General features: G+C 68.1%; 12 protein-coding genes. 10 read left to right on the top strand and 2 right to left on the bottom strand.

Annotated features, from left to right (window positions below):
- Positions 1-19 precede the first annotated feature (19 nt).
- Positions 20-1,579, bottom strand: coding sequence for a peptide chain release factor 3 (locus tag L6Q21_RS00260; protein ID WP_237828355.1), 1,560 nt, complete (start codon positions 1,577-1,579; stop codon positions 20-22).
- A gap of 65 nt (positions 1,580-1,644) precedes the next feature.
- Here L6Q21_RS00260 and L6Q21_RS00255 point away from each other — a divergent pair, with 65 nt between their 5' ends.
- The 9 genes from L6Q21_RS00255 to L6Q21_RS00215 all read left to right on the top strand — a co-directional run bounded on the left by L6Q21_RS00255 (position 1,645) and on the right by L6Q21_RS00215 (position 15,796).
- Positions 1,645-2,289, top strand: a complete 645-nt coding sequence (locus L6Q21_RS00255) for a DsbA family oxidoreductase (protein ID WP_237828353.1) — start codon at positions 1,645-1,647, stop codon at positions 2,287-2,289.
- A gap of 81 nt (positions 2,290-2,370) precedes the next feature.
- Entirely contained in the window at positions 2,371-2,658 is a 288-nt protein-coding gene (gene gatC / locus L6Q21_RS00250; RefSeq protein ID WP_237828351.1) for an Asp-tRNA(Asn)/Glu-tRNA(Gln) amidotransferase subunit GatC, read from the top strand.
- Positions 2,658-4,136, top strand: a complete 1,479-nt coding sequence (gene gatA / locus L6Q21_RS00245) for an Asp-tRNA(Asn)/Glu-tRNA(Gln) amidotransferase subunit GatA (RefSeq protein WP_237828349.1) — start codon at positions 2,658-2,660, stop codon at positions 4,134-4,136. Before gatC ends, gatA begins: the two co-directional genes overlap by 1 nt.
- Positions 4,137-4,173: 37 nt before the next feature.
- Positions 4,174-6,747, top strand: a complete 2,574-nt coding sequence (locus L6Q21_RS00240) for an AMP-binding protein (protein WP_237828347.1) — start codon at positions 4,174-4,176, stop codon at positions 6,745-6,747.
- Between the two features lie 53 nt (positions 6,748-6,800).
- Positions 6,801-10,976 carry an AMP-binding protein gene (locus tag L6Q21_RS00235; protein WP_237828345.1) on the top strand — a complete coding sequence of 1,392 codons (4,176 nt, stop codon included), beginning with the start codon at positions 6,801-6,803 and terminating at the stop codon, positions 10,974-10,976.
- Positions 10,977-11,039: 63 nt separating this feature from the next.
- Positions 11,040-12,533, top strand: coding sequence for an Asp-tRNA(Asn)/Glu-tRNA(Gln) amidotransferase subunit GatB (gene gatB, locus L6Q21_RS00230; protein WP_237828342.1), 1,494 nt, complete (start codon positions 11,040-11,042; stop codon positions 12,531-12,533).
- Between the two features lie 109 nt (positions 12,534-12,642).
- Positions 12,643-13,647 (top strand): NAD-dependent epimerase/dehydratase family protein, encoded by a 1,005-nt coding sequence (locus tag L6Q21_RS00225; protein ID WP_237828341.1) that lies wholly within the window; start codon positions 12,643-12,645, stop codon positions 13,645-13,647.
- The gene (locus tag L6Q21_RS00220) at positions 13,644-14,747 is read left to right on the top strand and encodes a DegT/DnrJ/EryC1/StrS family aminotransferase (protein WP_237828337.1); all 1,104 of its coding nucleotides are present in this window, start codon (positions 13,644-13,646) and stop codon (positions 14,745-14,747) included. Before L6Q21_RS00225 ends, L6Q21_RS00220 begins: the two co-directional genes overlap by 4 nt.
- Positions 14,744-15,796 carry an FAD-binding oxidoreductase/lyase gene (locus L6Q21_RS00215; RefSeq protein WP_237828335.1) on the top strand — a complete coding sequence of 351 codons (1,053 nt, stop codon included), beginning with the start codon at positions 14,744-14,746 and terminating at the stop codon, positions 15,794-15,796. Before L6Q21_RS00220 ends, L6Q21_RS00215 begins: the two co-directional genes overlap by 4 nt.
- On the opposite strand, the gene serB is transcribed toward L6Q21_RS00215, so the two are convergent.
- Positions 15,772-16,695 (bottom strand): phosphoserine phosphatase SerB, encoded by a 924-nt coding sequence (gene serB / locus L6Q21_RS00210; RefSeq protein ID WP_237828333.1) that lies wholly within the window; start codon positions 16,693-16,695, stop codon positions 15,772-15,774. The two genes, L6Q21_RS00215 and serB, sit on opposite strands and share 25 nt — an antisense overlap.
- Between serB and miaA the strand changes: the two genes are divergently transcribed.
- Positions 16,673-17,578, top strand: a complete 906-nt coding sequence (miaA, locus tag L6Q21_RS00205; protein WP_418895785.1) for a tRNA (adenosine(37)-N6)-dimethylallyltransferase MiaA — start codon at positions 16,673-16,675, stop codon at positions 17,576-17,578. The genes serB and miaA overlap by 23 nt on opposite strands.
- Positions 17,579-17,604: the final 26 nt, after the last annotated feature.

The raw sequence follows: 17,604 nt of genomic DNA, 5'->3' as shown, positions 1-17,604 counted from the left end.
AGCGCCCGCGCCGCGCCGCTCAAGTGCGTTCGCGAGTCGCGGAAAAGCGCACCGCCGGATGCCGGCCCTGGATATAGTTCAGGTCCCACAGATCCTTCGCCATGAACACCGGATGCCCGTCGCGGTCGGCGGCCATCTGGCTGCGATGCTCTTCGGTGATCTTGCGGATCGCCGCCGCATCGTCCGACGCCACCCAGCGGGCGGTGTCGTAAGGCGAGGCTTCCAGCACCGCCTCCACCTTATATTCGGCTTCCAGCCGCGAGATCAGCACTTCCAGCTGAAGCTGCCCCACCACGCCCACCACCGTCTGCGCGCCGATCTGCGGGTGGAACACCTGGATGACGCCCTCCTCGGCCATGTCGTCCAGCGCCTTTTTCAGCTGCTTGGTCTTGGTCGGGTCCTTCAGCACCACGCGGCGCAGGATTTCCGGCGCGAAATTGGGCAGGCCGGTGATGGTGACGGGCGGGCCGTCCGTCAGCGTGTCGCCTACCCTAAGCGTGCCATGGTTGGGGATGCCGATGATGTCGCCGGGGAAGGCTTCGTCCGCCGTTTCCCGCTCGCGGGCGAAGAACAGCACCGGGGAGTGCACGGCGATCTGCTTGCCGGTGCCCACCTGGTTCAACCGCATCCCCCGCCGGAACCGACCGGAGCACAGGCGCATGAAGGCCACCCGGTCCCGGTGCATCGGGTTCATGTTCGCCTGCACCTTGAAGATGAAGCCGGTGACGGTGGAGGCCGTGGGGTCGACGGCCGCGGGCTCCGCCGGCTGCGGGCGCGGGCCGGGGGCGAAGCGGGCCAGCGCTTCGATCAGCGGCTCCACCCCGATCTCGCGCAGCGCCGAGCCGAAGTAGATGGGCGTCAGGTCGCCATGGCGATAGGCCTCGGCGTCGAACGCCGGATAGCCCATTTCGGCCAGTTCCAGTTCCTCGGACACGCGCGCGTAAATGGGGGCGGAAACCAGTTCCTTCAGTTCCCCCTTCACCACCTCGCCGTCGGGGCGCTGAAGCTGCCGGCGCTCGATGTCCCAAAGCCCCTCGAACTCGCCGCCCATGCCGACGGGCCAGCTCATCGGGCAGACGTCGAGCGCCAGCTTGTCGGCGATCTCGTCCAGCAGGTCGAAGGGGGATTTGCCCTCGCGGTCCACCTTGTTGATGAAGGTGATGATCGGAACCGAGCGCAGCCGGCACACCTCGAACAGCTTCAGCGTCTGCGCCTCGATGCCCTTGGCGGCGTCGATCACCATCACCGCCGAATCGACGGCGGTCAGCGTGCGATAGGTGTCTTCCGAGAAATCCTCGTGGCCCGGGGTGTCGAGCAGGTTGAAGGTCAGCCCGTCGCGCTCGAAGGTCATCACCGACGAGGTGACGGAGATGCCGCGCTGCTGCTCGATCTTCATCCAGTCGGAACGCGCCCGCCGCGCCGCGCCGCGCGCCTTCACCTCGCCGGCGGCGTGGATGGCGCCGCCGGCCAGCAGCAGCCGCTCGGTCAGCGTGGTTTTCCCGGCGTCCGGGTGGGAGATGATGGCAAAGGTCCGGCGCTCAGGGTTTTCCCCGGCGCGGGCGGCGGCGGATGTGGACATGGCGCGCCCCTAGCGCGATTATGGCCCGGCCTCAATCTATGGGCCTCAATCTATGGGAGAGCGGGATGGCGCGGCGGACGATCAGGGTGGACATCGTTTCCGACGTGGTCTGCCCCTGGTGCTTCATCGGCTACCGGCAGTTGCAGCGCGCCCTGGAAATCGCCGATCTGGAAGGCGACATCCGCTGGCACCCGTTCGAGCTGAACCCCGACATGCCGCCTGAGGGCGAGGATGTGGCCGAGCATATCGCCCGCAAATATGGCGCCACGCCGGAGCAGATGGCGGCGACGCGGCAGCAGATGCAGCGGATCGCCGAGCCGCTGGGGATCGATTTCGCCAGCCGCTCCGACCGGATCTGGAACAGCTTCGCCGCGCACCAGCTTCTGCACTGGGCGCGGGAGAGCGGCCGGCAGACCGATCTGCAACTGAAGCTGTTCGAAGCCTATTTCACGCAAGGGCAGAATATTGGCGACGAGGCGGTGCTGCTGGACGCCGTGGACGCCGTGGGGCTGAACCGCGCCGAAGCGGCGGCCGTGCTGGCCGACGGCCGGTTCGCCGGCCCCGTTCGGGCGCTGGAGGCCCGCTGGGCGGAAATGGGAATCACCGGCGTGCCTGCGATGATCCTGGCCGAGCGCGGGCTGGTGGTGGGCGCGCAGGAGCCGGAACGGCTGGCGATCGGGCTCGGCCGGATGGCCGCCGCGCAAGAGTAGCGCCGCCACGGCGCGCCAGGCCGCCGGATTGTCGCGCCGCACAATGTTGCCCTGCCGATAGGCGGCTGCTAGGCGCGCCTCATGGCTGTTGATGAATCCATGGTCGCCCGGGTGGCCGGGCTGGCGCGCTTGCAGCTCGCCGCCGCAGAAGTCGAGCCGCTGACGCGGGAACTGAACAATATCCTCGGCTGGATCGACCAGTTGCAGGCCGTGGACACCGGCACGGTCGAGCCGATGACCGCCGTCATTCCCCTGACACGCGAATGGCGCAAGGACGAAGTGACCGATGGCGACATCCAGCAGGACGTGCTGGCGAATGCGCCGCAGTCGGCCCACGGCTTCTTCGCGGTTCCGAAGGTGATCGAATAGTGGCGGCCCTCACCGATCTCACGCTGGCGCAGATGAAGGCCGGCCTTGCCGCAAAGCAATTCTCCGCGCGCGAACTGGTGCAAGAGCATATAGAGGCGGTCGAGGCCGCCCGCGTGCTGAACGCCTGGCTGGTGGAAACGCCGGAAATCGCCCTTTCCCAGGCCGATGCCGCCGACAGGGCTCTGGCCGCCGGCGAGGCCGGGCTGCTGGCGGGCATTCCGCTGGGCATCAAGGATCTTTTCTGCACGAAGGGCGTGGAAACCACCGCTTCGTCGAAGATCCTGAAGGGCTTCAAGCCCACCTACGAAAGCACCGTCACCGAAAAGCTGTTCGGGGCGGGGGCGGCGATGCTGGGCAAGCTGAACCTCGACGAGTTCGCCATGGGCAGCTCCAACGAAACCAGCGCCTATGGCCCGGTGATCTCGCCCTGGCGCGCGAACGGCTCCGAGCAGCCGCTGGTGCCCGGCGGCTCGTCGGGCGGTTCCTCGGCGGCGGTGGCGGCGCGGCTCTGCGCGGCGGCGACCGGCACCGACACCGGCGGCTCCATCCGCCAGCCGGCGGCCTTCACCGGCATCGCCGGGATCAAGCCCACCTATGGCCGCTGCTCGCGCTGGGGGGTGATCGCCTTTGCCTCCTCGCTGGACCAGCCCGGCGTGCTCGCGCGCGACGTGACCGACTGCGCCCTCGTGCTGGAAGCCATGTCGGGCTACGACCCGAAGGACTCCACTTCGCTGAATGCGCCCGTTCCGCACTATGCCGGCGGCCTTGGCGGAGACCTGAGGGGCAAGCGCATCGGCATCCCGAAGGAATATCGGGTGGACGGCATGGACGCGGACCTGGAAGCGCTGTGGCGCAAGGGCGTGGACTGGGCGAAGGAGGCCGGCGCCGAGATCGTCGAAGTCTCGCTGCCGCACACGCGCGAAGCGTTGCCCACCTATTATATCGTCGCCCCGGCGGAAGCTTCGTCGAACCTCGCCCGCTACGATGGGGTCCGCTACGGCCTGCGCGTCGCGCCGGAGGGCGGAAGCCTCGCCGACATGTATGCCGCGACCCGCGCCGAAGGCTTTGGCGCGGAAGTGAAGCGGCGGATCATGATCGGCACCTATGTGCTGTCCGCCGGCTATTATGACGCTTATTATCTGAAGGCGCAGAAGGTCCGGGCGCTGATCTCGCGGGATTTCGCGCAAGCCTTCGAAGCCTGCGACCTGCTGCTCACTCCGACCGCGCCCACCGGCGCCTTCGGCCTCGGCGCCAAGACCGCCGATCCGATCGCCATGTATCTGAACGACGTCTTCACCGTGCCGGCGAGCCTCGCGGGGCTTCCCGCCATGTCGATCCCGGCCGGCCTCACCTCGGACGGGCTGCCGCTCGGCCTGCAACTGATCGGCCGCCCGCTGGACGAGATGGGCGTGCTGGACGCGGCCTTCGCATTGGAGCGGCGCGCCGGCTTTGCCGCCGCGCCCTCGCGCTGGTGGTAGCGGCGGCAAAGCGGAGCCCGGGCGAACGAGGGGATTGATGGTGGACGCCGCGGTGCATCCGAAAGGCAGCACTTTCGCAAGCCGGTTGCGCCAGTTCGGCGAGCGGCCGGCCATCGTCACCGAATCCGGGGAGCGGCTTTCCTACGACGGTCTGGCCGGGCGGGTGGAGGCGTTCGCCGAGCGCCTGGGGCCGGAACGCCGGCTGCTGCTGGTGGAAGCCGCCAACAGTCTGGAGCCGGTCATCGCCTATCTGGCGGCGCTGGCGGGGGGGCATGTCGTCATCCTGACCGCCGAGGCGACGCCCCGGCTGCTGGAACAGTTCCGCCCCGACGCGCTGTTCCGCGTGAGGGAGGGCGAATGGTCGCTGGAGCTATCCGGCCCGGAAGGCGGACTGCACCCCGATCTCGCGCTGCTGCTCTCCACCTCGGGCACCACCGGGGCGACGAAACTCGTCCGGCTTTCGGCGGCGGCGGTTGACGCCAATGCCGCGTCGATCGCCGAATATCTGGGGACAGGGCCGGGCACGCGCGCCCTCACCACCTTGCCCATCCATTATTCCTACGGCCTCTCGGTGCTGAATTCGCATCTGGCGGTGGGCGGCACCCTGTTGCTCACCGGCCGCTCCCTGCTGGAAGCGGAATTGTGGGACTTCTTCGAGCGCGAGGCGGGCACCTCCCTTGCCGGGGTGCCCTATTCCTACGAGCTTCTCGATCGGACCGGATTCTGGGGGCGGGAACATCCGCATCTGACGACATTGACGCAGGCCGGCGGGCGCCTGCCGGCGGAAACCGCCGCGCGGGTGGAGAAGTGGGCGCGGGAACGCTCCGTGCGTTTCTTCGTGATGTATGGGCAGACGGAGGCGACGGCGCGCATCGCCTATATGCCGCCGGAACGGCTGGCGGATGCGCCGGACTGCATCGGCATCGCCATTCCCGGCGGACGGCTGGAGCTGAAGGGCGAAGGCGGCCATCCGGTGGAGACGCCGGAAACGGAAGGCGAGCTGGTCTATCGCGGCCCCAATGTGATGATGGGCTATGCGCTGGCGCGCGGCGATCTCGCCGATGGCGCGGAAATCGAGGCGCTGGCGACCGGCGACCTCGCGGTCCGGCGCGCCGATGGCCTTTATCGGATCACCGGCCGCACCAGCCGCATCGCCAAGCCCTTCGGCCTGCGCGTGTCGCTGGACGAGGTGGAGCGCGAGCTTGGCCGGCGCGGGCTTTCGGCGGCCGTGACCGGCTCCGATTCCCTGCTGGCCGTCGCCGTTACCCCGAAAGCGCCGGCGGGACTGGCGGCGGACCTGGCCGGCAGCTTCAGCCTGCCGGAAAGCCTGTTCGACATATCCGACTGGCCGGAACTGCCGCGCCTTCCCAGCGGCAAGACCGATTACCGCCGAATCCTGGCCGAAGCCGAGGCGCGGCAGGCCGATGCGGCGCAGGAGCCGGCAACGGTCGGCGAAAGCGCGGTGCGCGCCGCCTTCCGCCGCACCTTCCAGGGCCGCGCGGTGGAGGCGGACAGCAGCTTCGTCGGCCTTGGCGGAGACAGCCTCAGCTATGTCCAGCTCTCGCTGGCGCTGGAAGAGGCGCTCGGCGGCGATCTGCCGGCGGGGTGGGAGCAGTTGCCGGTCTCGCGTCTGGAAGCGCTGGCCCGGCCGGGCAAAGGGCGCGGCCTCTTTCCCCGGATCGACAGCGAGATGGTGCTGCGGGCCCTTGCGCTGTTGGCGGTGATCGTGAACCACGCCAGCGATTTCCCCGTGGGCGGCGGTTCCGACGTGCTGATGCTGCTGGCGGGCTACTCGCTGGCCCGATTCCAGTCGGACCGGTTCATAGCCGGCGGCGGGGTGGGTATCGTCCGCGACTTCTTCGCGCGGGTGGTCCTGCCCTATCTCGTCATCCTCATTCTCTATGCGCTGACGCGCAAGCCGGTGGATTGGGCGAGTTTCCTTCTGATCGGCAATTATTTCCCCTCACCCGGCGGCTTCCTGACCCCCTTCTGGTTCATCGAAGCCTTGTTCCAGCTCTACCTGATCGTCCTGTTGCTGTTCCTGGTGCCGGCGGTGCGGCGGCAGGCGGGCTCCGATCCCTTCCGTCTGGGGCTGTGGTTCGCGGCCGGCGCCTTCCTGTTGAAGTTCGGCGCCATGGTCACCATCGACCGGGTCGGCGGCTTCGATCATCGCACCGCCCATGCCGCGCTGCCGCTGTTCGCCATCGGCTGGCTGATCTGGTTCGCCCGCACCGGGCGGCAGAAATGGATCACGGCGGCCATCGTCGCCGGCCTGGCGCTGCTGACGATGGGGGTGGTTCCCATGTTTGCGATATGGGGCGAATTCAGCCCAATCGTCGGGGAAATGCGAACGCTGTGGCTCATCGCGGCGGCGGCCTTGCTGCTGGCCTTTCCGCGGCTGCCGGTTCCGGCGCCGCTCCACAATCTGATCACGCAAATTTCGGCGGCGGGCTATCAAATCTATCTGTCGCATGGCGTGGTAATCTATGCCGGTCTCGTCCTTTGGCCTCAGATTCCGGTCGTGGTGATCGTGGCGCTGGCGATCCTTTTGGGTCTGGCATTGAACCGGGCGATCAACCTCATGCGCTTTCCATTTCGGCGTGCCGGTTGACGACAGCCGGATTTTGTCGAAACTGAACTGCAGATGGCCAGGGGCAAGGTCATGTGGGTGAGGAAGAAGATGCAGGGGGCCGCTCCGGCTCGAAGCGCATGGCGCGCGGGTTGACCATGGGCGCTATCGCCATGCCCGGCATCCGGCCGAACCACCCCGGCCCGAACCTCCCCGGTGAAGTGCCCCCGCCCGCCGGTTTGCCGCTGCTGGCGCCGACTCCCACCGAAGAACGCTACATCATGGCCGAGCGGATGACCCCGCAGGTCTATACCATTCCCCGCCTCACGCGCATCGAAGGCGTCGTCGACGCCGAGCGGCTGGCGGCCGCCGTCGATGCGCTGATCGCCCGCAATCCGGCGCTGCGCACCGGCTTCACGCTCGACCGTGCGGGGCGCTTCTGGAAATATATCGTGCCGCAGGCCGAGGCGCGGCTGCAGCGGCTGGACCTGCCCCACGCCAGCCTCGACGAGGTGAACGAGCATCTCAGGCCGCTGCTGATGGCGAAGCCCGACCTGACGCCGGCCTCGCTGGCGCAATATCATCTCGTCACCGTCGCCTCGGACCTCCACTATTTCAGCTTCTCCAACCACCACAGCATTTCCGATGGCCAGTCCGCCCGCCTGGCGCTGGAGGAAGTCTTTGCCCATTATCGCGGCGAGCCGCTGCCCGACCCGGCGCCTGCCCCGCATGAGGTGATCCCCGAGGACTGGGCGACGACGGAGCCCTGCCTTTCGCAGCAGGCCTGGTGGGAAAAGACCTTGCAGGATGCGCCGGAGCAGCGCGACCTGCCGCCCGATCTCGACTGGGCGGACGGCCCGGAGATGCGCGCCTTCGACCGGCCGCTTTCACCCGCCACGGCGAAGGCGTTCGAGGAGGGCTCGGCCGCGCTCAAGGTTTCCGAATTCACCATCGCCTACGCCGCCGCGCTGGCGCTGCTCTCGAGGCTGACGGGAACGGCGGACGTGCTGAGCGCCTTCCAGTCGAACGGCCGGCGCGGCTTTCCCGCCGCCGCGCGCACCATCGGCGGCTTCTCCAACGCGCTCATCCTGCGCGCGCCCATCGACCCGGCGCTCAGCTTCGCCGCCTATGCCGGCGACCTGGGCGCCCGGATCAAGGCTTCGGTCGCGAACGAACTGCCCCCCTATCACCATGTGATCGCCCGGACGGGGGTGCATCCCCGCTTCGGAGTCAACTGGTTCCCCGCGCCTCCCGGCTTCGAAGTGCCGGGGCTGACGCTTTCCGACGCCAGCCATGATCTGCGCGAAAGCGACTATCAGCTGAATTTCCGCTTCCTGCGGGCCGGCGCCACGCGGCGGCTGGTGGTCTTCTATCGGGCGCGGGAATTGTCGCGCGCACGGATCGAAACCCTGATCGACCAGTTCGAATGGCTGGCGCAGGCGCTCGTCAGCCGCCGCGACCGGCCGATGGCGGAAATCGGCCTCGGCGAATTCGCGCCCCTGCCGGAGCCGCTGGAACCGATCGGCGCGGAGGCGCCGGCGCAGCCGATCACCGCCGATTTCCTCGCCCGGGCGCGGGCCAGCCCGGACGCCCCGGCGCTGCTCTCCGCCGAGGCCTCGCTCAGCTATGGCGCGCTCGCCGGGCGGGCGGGTGGAGCCGCGGCGGAACTTGCGGAATCCGGAATCGCGGCGGAGGCTCGCGTCGCCATATTGGCCCGCCGCAACGCCGCTTTCGTCGCGAACCTGCTGGGCGTTTCGCTGCGCGGCAACGCTTTCCTGGTGCTCGACAGCGCCTATCCGGACGAGCGGCTGCTGCAGATGCTGGCGGAGGCCCGGCCGGCCGCCATCCTCGTCAGCGCGGAGGACGGGCTGACAGCGCGCGCCCGGGCGCTCGCGGCCCGTGCCGAAGTCGCGCTGGTCGAAACCGATCCCGAGCGGAGCGAACCGCCGATCCCCGGCCGGCCGGACAGCGACGCGCCAGCCTATTTCCTCTTCACCTCCGGCACCACCGGCGAGCCCAGGGGGGTTGCGGTTTCGCACCGGCCGCTTGCCCATTTCGCCCGCTGGCAGGCACGGCGCTTCGCCATCGGCCCCGGCGACCGGGTGACCATGTTGTCCGGGCTGGCGCACGACCCGCTGCTGAGGGACATTTTCACGACGCTTTCGGCCGGCGCCACCCTGCTGGTGCCGACGCAGGAGGATATTCTCGCGCCCGGCCGCCTGTCGCGCTGGGTCGCCGAGCGGAAGCCGAGCGTCGCGCATCTCACTCCGCCGCTCGGCGAGGTGATGCTGGCCGGCGCGCCGGAAGCGGCGCTGAGCTCCCTGCGCCTGTTCTTCTGGGGGGGAGACATGCTCCGCCCGGCCCTCGTCGAACGGATGCGCGCGGCCGCCCCAGGCGCTGCGCATGTGAATTTCTACGGCTCGACCGAGACGCCGCAGGCCGTCGCCAGCTTCGCCGTCGACCAGCAGCCGCCGCTGGGGCCGGTGCGCGCCATCCCCGTGGGCTGGGCGAGCGAAGGCCATGTGGTGCGGGTGGTCGACCCTGCCGGCCAGCCGCTCTCGGCCTGGGAGCCGGGCGAGTTGGAAGTGCGATCGGCGCTGCTGGCGCTGGGCCGGCTGGAACAGGGCGCCATCACCCCCTCGGACGGGCGCTACAGGACCGGCGACCGGGGTTTCCACCGCCCGGACGGCGCGATCCAGCTGGCGGGGCGGACCGATGATCAGGTGAAGATCCGCGGCTTCCGCGTCGAGCCGGCGGAGGTGGCCTCGGCGCTGGAAGCGCATCCGTCGGTCAGCCGCGCCTTCGTCCTGGCGGATGGCGACAGCCACCGCCGGCTGATCGCCTTCACGGTGGACGATCTGGCGGATGGTGCGCGCGCCTCCGATCTCGCGGCTTTCCTCTCCGGCCGGCTGCCGGCCTATATGGTGCCGGAACTGTTCGTTCCGCTCGATGCCATGCCGCTGCTTCCCAACGGCAAGATCGACCGGTCGCGGCTGAGGGCGCTCGCCGCCCGGCAGGCCGCCAGCCGCCCGGGGCCCAGCCTGAGCCCGCCGAGCGCCGCCGAGCAATCGCTGGTGGAGGCCTGGCAGAAGGTGCTCGGACGCGCGGACATCGGCCCGGACGACAGCCTGGTTTCGCTGGGCGGGGATTCGCTCAGCTTCGTGAACCTCTATCTGGCGACCGAGGAGGCGCTCGGGGCGGTGCCGGATGGGTGGCAGGTGATGAGCATCCGCCAGCTTTGCGCGCAGGGCAGCAGCCGGAAAAGCCTGTGGCGCCCGGTCGATTCCTCGATGTTGACGCGGGCGGTCGCGATCCTGCTGATCGTCTCGGCGCATCTGAAGCTGATCCCGTATTTCGCCGGAGCGACGACGGCGCTCTTCCTCGTCACCGGCTATCTCTTCGGCGGGCTGCAACTGACCACCGCCTTCCATCGCCGCAGCGTGGCGCCGCTGGTGCGGATGATGGTGAACCTGATGATCCCGGTCCTGCTCTTCAGTATCCTGCTCTACGGCTGGAAAAGCTGGAGCGGGCGCGATCCGCATATCTCCGTGCTGATCCTCACCGGCAATTTCTTCGATTACCGCAACCCGGACATGCAGGGCCGGGAATTCTACCTCTGGTATGTGCATTGCATGGTGCAGATACTCTATGCGGTGCTGCTCGCCACCTGGCTGGCGCTTCGCTATGGCCCGCCGACGCTCGGGCCCTGGCGCTTCGCCTTCGCGCTTTTCCTGGGCGGCGTGGTGGCGCGCTTCGGCTTGCCGGCGCTGTTGCAGCCGGATTTCCTGGCCAAGGGCGCGCCGCTGCTGTCCATCTGGTCCTATCTGCCGACCACGCATTTCCCGACGGTGATGCTGGGCGTGCTGATCGCGCTCAGCGACGATGGCTCGCGCAAGCGGCTGCTGGCGCCGATCGTCCTCCTCTATGCGATAGCCCAGCTCCGCTTCTTCCCCGGCTGGGGCGGCCTTTACACCTTGGCCTTCGGGCTGCTGCTGCTGTTCGTCCGGCGGGTGCCGCTGCCGCGTTTCCTCTCCAGCCTGCTGTTGCCGATTTCCGGGGCCTCGCTGTTCATCTACCTCACCCATTTTCAGTTCCAGGTCCTGCTGAAGCGGGCGGGAATCGCCGAGCCGGCGATCCATGTGCTGGTGGCGATCCTGGCGGGCATCGCCCTCTGGCGACTTTACAGCTGGCTGGCGGCGCAGGCGATGGGGCGCATGCGCCGCTACATCGCCGACGAGGAGGACAGCGCCTTTCCCGCCAGCCGGGGCTGATTCCGGCCTTGGGGCAGGGGGCTTCGGCTTGCCATTCGCCGCGCGGTGCAGCATTGGGCGGGCATGGCTGAAACCTATACGATCGAGGGCCGGACCGGCCCGTGGGAAGTCGTTCTCGGGCTGGAAGTCCATGCCCAGGTGATCTCCAAGTCCAAGCTGTTTTCCGGCGCCTCCACCACCTTCGGCGGGGAGCCGAACAGCCAGGTGAGCCTGGTCGACGCCGCCATGCCCGGCATGCTGCCGGTGCTGAACGGCGAATGCGTGCGCCAGGCGGTCCGCACCGGGCTGGCGCTGGGGGCGAAGATCAACCTCTGGTCGCGCTTCGACCGGAAGAACTACTTCTACGCCGATCTGCCGCAGGGCTATCAGATCTCGCAATTCCAGCACCCCATCGTCGGCGAAGGCAAGCTGGAGATCGAGACGGAAGAGGGCGGCCCGCGCACTGTCGGCATCGAGCGCATCCATCTGGAGCAGGATGCCGGCAAGTCGATCCACGACCTGTCGCCGAGCGCCTCCTATGTCGATCTCAACCGCTCGGGCGTGGCGCTGATGGAGATCGTCTCCAAGCCCGACATGCGCTCGCCGGCGGAAGCCGGGGCCTATGTGACGGCGCTTAGGCAGATCGTCCGCGCCATCGGCAGCTGCGACGGGAATATGCAGGAAGGCTCGATGCGGGCCGATGTGAACGTCTCGGTCCGCAAGGCCGGGGAGCCGTTCGGCACCCGCTGCGAGATCAAGAATGTGAACTCCATCCGCTTCATCCAGCAGGCGATTGCCTATGAAGCGCGGCGGCAGGTGGAGATATTGGAGGATGGCGGCTCCATCCATCAGGAAACCCGCCTGTTCGACCCGGATCGCGGCGAAACCCGCTCGCTGCGTTCCAAGGAAGACGCGCACGACTATCGCTATTTCCCCGAGCCGGACCTGCTGCCGCTGGAACTGACGGCGGAATTCGTCGAGGAATGCCGCCGGAGCCTGCCGGAACTGCCCGGCGCACGGCGCGCGCGTTACGAGGCGGAGCTTGGCCTGACGCCCTATCTGGCCGGCGTGCTGACGGCCGATCAGGACAGCGCGGACTGGTTCGAGGCATTGCTGGCCGACACGGCGAAACGGCAGGGAAAGCCGCCGCGCGATGTCGCGGAACGGGCCGCCAACTGGATGACGGGCGAGCTTTTCGGCGCGCTCAACAAGCTGGGCGTGGAAGTGGCGGACAGCCCCGTCAGCCCGGCGCAGGGCGGCGAGCTGCTGGCGCTGCTGGCCGACGGCACGCTTTCCGGCCCGCTGGCGAAGCAGCTGTTCGAGATCATGCTGGAAACCCGCGAAGACCCCGGCGCCATCGCCGAGGCGCGCGGGCTGAAGCAGGTGAGCGACACCGGCGCGCTGGAAACGGCCATCGCGCAGGTGATGGCGGCGAACGCCGACAAGCTGGCCGAATATCGCTCGGGCAAGGACAAGCTGTTCGGCTTCTTCGTGGGGCAGGTGATGAAGGCCAGCGGCGGCAAGGCCAATCCGGCGGTGGTTAACGATCTTTTGAAGAAGGCGTTGAATCAGGCATAGAAAAACAAAATATAGCGAATCTTCTATAAAGAGAATCGACAAAATATCTTGCTGTCTGGCCTTTCCCGACTAGAATGAGTTCGGGCATTCAAGCGGCAGGGGGCTTGTGTTGGCGCGATATCTCCTCACGGGAGGAGCCGGTTTCATCGGCTCCCATCTCGCCAACCGCTTGTCGCTGATGGGGAAGAAGGTCTCGATCCTCGACGCCATGCGCTGCTATGCGCATCCGCCTGCGGCGGAGACGCGCGCGGTGGATCGGCATTGCCGCCATGCCCTTATCGCATCGTCGGAATTGCTGCACGAGGATATCGCCAATCGCGAGCGGCTGCTGAGGGTTCTGGAACGGTTGCAGCCGGATTGCATCGTGCATCTGGCCGCCAATCCCATATTGTCCTCGGCGGAAAGGGATCCTGTCGGGTGCCGGACCGATATCCTGGAAACCACCCGCGCGCTGGTCGAAGCGGTGCGTCTGTCGGGTGGCGTTCGCCGGTTCGTGCATCTTTCCTCGAGCATGGTTTACGGCGATTTCGAGGACGGGCTTGCGGCGGAAGACGCGCCCGTCGCTCCCGTCAACGCCTATGGGAGGCTGAAGCTGGAAAGCGAGGATCTGGTGGTTTCGATCCTCTCCGACACGTCGACGGACTGGTCGATCGTGCGCCCGATGGCGGTCTATGGAGCGGGGGATTTCTACCGGCGCGTCATTCCTCTTTTTTGCGCGCAGGCTGAAGCAGGGGAGCAATTGTCGCTCCGCGCCGGTGCCGACATGCGCATCGATTTTACCCATGTCGAGGATGTCGTCGACGGCCTGATTCGGGTGGCGATGGAGCCGGCCGCGCGGGGGCGGATATTCAACATCAGTTGTGGCGAGGCGCGAAGCCTGCTGGATCTGGCGGGCATCCTGCAGGCGCATTTTCCCCGGCTCCGCTACGAACTGCTGCAGGACCGGGACGTGCGCCGGCCCTCGCGCGGGGCCCTGAATATCGACAAGGCCCGGCGGCTGCTCGGCTATAGCCCGAATGTCCGGCTGGAGGACGGGATCGCAGCCTATCTGAGCCATCTGGCGTCTGGGAATGCCGGACCTTCCAGATCGCGGCTGGCGGGAGAGGTGGCTTGAGCGTTGCGGCACCCCTCGATTTTTTCGGCTGTGCCGGCGATTACCGCGAGCTTGCACCACAGATTCACGTCCGTGTAGAGGAGGTTCTGGTCTCCGGGCAGGTGCTTCAGGGCGCGCATGTGCAGGAATTGGAGGAGCGGATCGCCGCGACCTGCGGTCGCCGCTACGCCGTTGCGGTCGGCTCGGGCACCGATGCGCTGTTCTTCGCGCTGGTCGCCCTCGGCATCGGCAGGGGAGACGAGGTGCTAGTGCCGGACATCAGCTTCCTGGCCTCGGCGACAGCCATTCTGCGCACCGGCGCCCGGCCGGTCTTCGTGGATGTGAACGCCAGCCTCATGCTGGACCTTGCCGTGGCGGAAGTGAAGGTGGGTCCGTCGACGCGGGCAATGGTCTATGTGCATCTTTTCGGAAACGTCGGGGATATCGAGGGCGCCGAGGCGTTCGCCCGCAAGTTCGGGCTGAAGATCGTGGAGGATTTCGCGCAGTCGCTCGGGGCTTCGCGGCTGGGGCGCGAAGCCGGCTCCATGGGCGAGGCGGGCGCCACCAGCTTCGACCCGACCAAGGTGATCGGCGCGCCCGGAAGCGGCGGCGCGCTGGTAACCGACGATGCCGCGACAGCGGCACGGGTGCGGCGGCTGAGGCTGCATGGAAAGGAAGGGCCGCTGTTCCGGGAGTTGGGCTACAATTCCCAATTGCCCAGTCTGGCCGCCGCCATTCTCAACCTGAAGCTTGACCGGCACACGGAATGGACAGCGCGGCGCGCGGCCCTGGCGGACCGCTATCGAGCCGGGCTGGCAGGCCTTCCCGCACAGCCGCTGCCTTTGGAGGAGGGGGTGCGCCATGTCTGGCACAAGTTCGTCCTGCTCGCGGACGATCGCGACGAGCTGGCGCTTGCACTGGGCCGCGCGGGCATCCCCACGCGCATCCATTACGAGCGTCCGCTGCACCGGGAATCGATCTTTCAGCAAAGTCAGCCCGACGGTGAATTTCCAAACGCCCTGGCCTATGCGGATCGCACCCTGTCGCTGCCGATTCACAGCCATCTTTCACTGGACGATGTGGACAGGGTCCTAGACGGCATCGCCCGCCACTACGCATGACGCGACCGGCCACGATGCTCGCCGTGGGCACCAGCCCGCTGATGATGATGCATGCGCTTGCCCATGCGCGCGCCGGCTGGCGCGTGACCGTCCTGGACCGGGCGGACGTCGTCGGCGGATCCTGGTCGACCCCCGCCATGCTCGGCCTCTCGCAGGTGGAATGCGGGGTGCATCTGCTGGAGAATCGCCCGGAGTTCCATGCCAGCCTGCAAGGGCTCGGCGTGGCGCTGGAGCGGGACGATCGCTGCTTCTCGCTCTGGCGGGGGCGACGGTCCGGCATGCGGGGCTCGCGCGCGCTGTTTCATACGCTCGTCGCCCTGAAGGCTGCGCGTGGCGGCCGCCTGGATTCCTTTCGCCGCATCAGCCGCAGCGCCCTTCTGAGCGCGCGGCACTCAGCCACACCCTTTCATTACCCCCGGCAGGGTTGCCGGGAAATCAACAGCCGTCTCGTGCAGCTGCTGGAGGCGGCGGGGGCGGAAATCCGCCTGCGCATCGCCATAGAAGCGATCCATGTCGAAAGGGGTGGCGGGGTGGTCTGCGCCACTGCCGCCCAGAGCTTCGAGGCCGAGCGGATTCTGATCGGCTCGCGCGCCCATGCTCCCATCCATATCGACGGAATGGCGCAGACTATCCCGATGGAGAGTTCCGGAACTCTGACGATCCTGTTGCGCTGGAGCGGCGATTGCCCGCCGGGCTATTCCTATGTGGAGATTCTCGGGGACCGGCTTCTGAAACGGGTGCGAGACATAACCGCCTTCGCGCTTCCGCTTTTGCCCGATGGCCAGTTTCTGCTGGCGGCGCAGTTGCGCGATACGAATGCAGGCGCCCTTTCAGCCCCGGGTGTCGCCGAAATCATCACGCAGCTTCGAAAGCTGCAATTGCTGCCCGCGGATGCCCGGATCGCAGAATGGGATTGCGCGGCCTATCCGTTGCAGACGATCGGCGACCGGGATCTCATGGAGCTTGCCGCGCGATCGGCTGGACGTATCGTTGCTGTCCGCACGACCGATCTGGCCGATGGTTTTCAGGCCGCTCCGATTCCGTCCTGAGCGTCCACCCAGTCGGCGCGCGGCAGGCCCTGCGCCCATAGCAGCGTCGTCAGATCGCCCACCCGCACGGCGGCGTCGGCGGCGGCCGCCGCCTTCGGCTTGGCGTGATAGGCGATCCCGAGCCCGGCGGCTTCCAGCATCGGGATATCGTTGGCGCCGTCGCCCACCGCCAGCGTCTCGGTCGCGCTCAGCCCCAATGTATCGCGCTCGGCGAGCAGCGTCGCCCGCTTCACGGCGGAATCGACGATAGGCTTGCCGACGGTGCCGCTCAGCCTGCCTGCCTCCACATGCAGCAGATTGGCTTCGTTGCGGTCGAAGCCGATCCAGCCGGCGATCGGCCCGGTGAAGGCGGTGAAACCGCCCGACACCAGAACCGTGCGCGCGCCCAGCGCCTTCATCGTGGCGATCAGCGTCCGCGCGCCGGGCATCAGCTCGATCCGCTCTTCCAGACAGAGCCGGATGGCATCGGCGTCCAGCCCGGCGAGCGCCGCCACCCGTGCCTCCAGGGCTTGGGCGAAATCCAGCTCGCCCTGCATCGCCCGCTCGGTGATGGCGGCGATTTCCGCCTTCAGCCCGGCGAAATCCGCCAGTTCGTCGATGCACTCCTGCCGGATCATCGTCGAATCCATGTCCGCCAGCAGCAGCCGCTTGCGCCGAGGCCCGGTGCCGGGCTGCACCACCACATCCACGTCCGGCAGCATCGCTTCCAGCACGCCGCGCGCTTCCGCCGCCGCCGCGCCGCGCACGATCAGGTCGGTGGCGTGCGGCGGGTCGAAGGCGACTTCGGCGCTGACGATTCCGCCGAGGGCGTTGAGCGCCTCGCTTGCAGTGGCGACATGCGCCTGCGACAAGCCGGCAGGGGAAATCAGCGTGACGATGAGCGGGTCAGATACAGCCATGGGTTCGGGAAAGCCTCCGCTCGCCGTCATTGCAGGGCCGACCGCCAGCGGCAAGTCGGCAATGGCGCTGGAAATGGCGGAAGCGGAAAAAGGCGTGATCATCAACGCCGACGCCAGCCAGCTTTACGCCGAGCTTTCGATCCTGTCCGCCCGCCCGTCCGCCGCCGAGATGGCGCGCGCCCCGCACCGGCTGTTCGGTGTGGTCGACGGGGCGGAAAGCTGCACCGCCGCGCGCTGGGCCGAACTTGCGCGCGCGGAAATCGCCGCCGCGCATGAAGCCGGGCGGCTGCCGATCCTCGTCGGCGGCACCGGCCTTTATCTGCGCACCCTGCTGGAGGGGATCGCCCCGGTGCCGGAAATCCCCGATGAGGTTCGCGCCGATGTCCGCCGCCTGTCGACCGGGGAGGTCCGCGCCGCGCTGGAGCGGGAGGATCCGGCGATGGCCGCGCGCCTCCACCCGCATGACACGCAGCGCAACGCCCGGGCGCTGGAAGTCGTCCGCGCCTCGGGCCGGTCGCTGGCAAGCTGGCAGCAGGCGGAAGCCGATGGGGGGCTCGGCGCCGAGGTCGCGCTCCGGCCGCTGGTGATCGACATCCCGCGCCCCGCGCTGGTCGAGCGGATCGACGCCCGGGTGGGCGCGATGTGGCGGGAAGGGGCCTTGGAGGAGGTGCGGCATCTGGCCGCACGCGGGCTGTCGCGGACGCTTCCGGTGATGCGGGCGATCGGCGTTCCGCCGCTTCTCGCCTTGCTGGCCGGCACGCTTTCCGAGGAGGCGGCGCTGGCCCGCTGGCGCCTCGACACAAGGCAATATGCCAAGAGGCAGGCCACCTGGCTGCGCAACCAGATGGGCGGCTGGCCCAGAATTCCCGCGCGGCTGGGCTAAAGCCGGCCCGGCCGAGGCCGTGAGAA

Source organism: Sandaracinobacteroides sayramensis (assembly GCF_022014495.1).
GTDB lineage: Bacteria > Pseudomonadota > Alphaproteobacteria > Sphingomonadales > Sphingomonadaceae > Sandaracinobacteroides > Sandaracinobacteroides sayramense.
Note: the sequence above shows the minus strand (reverse complement) of the source record. Positions and strands in the feature narration are given on the sequence as shown.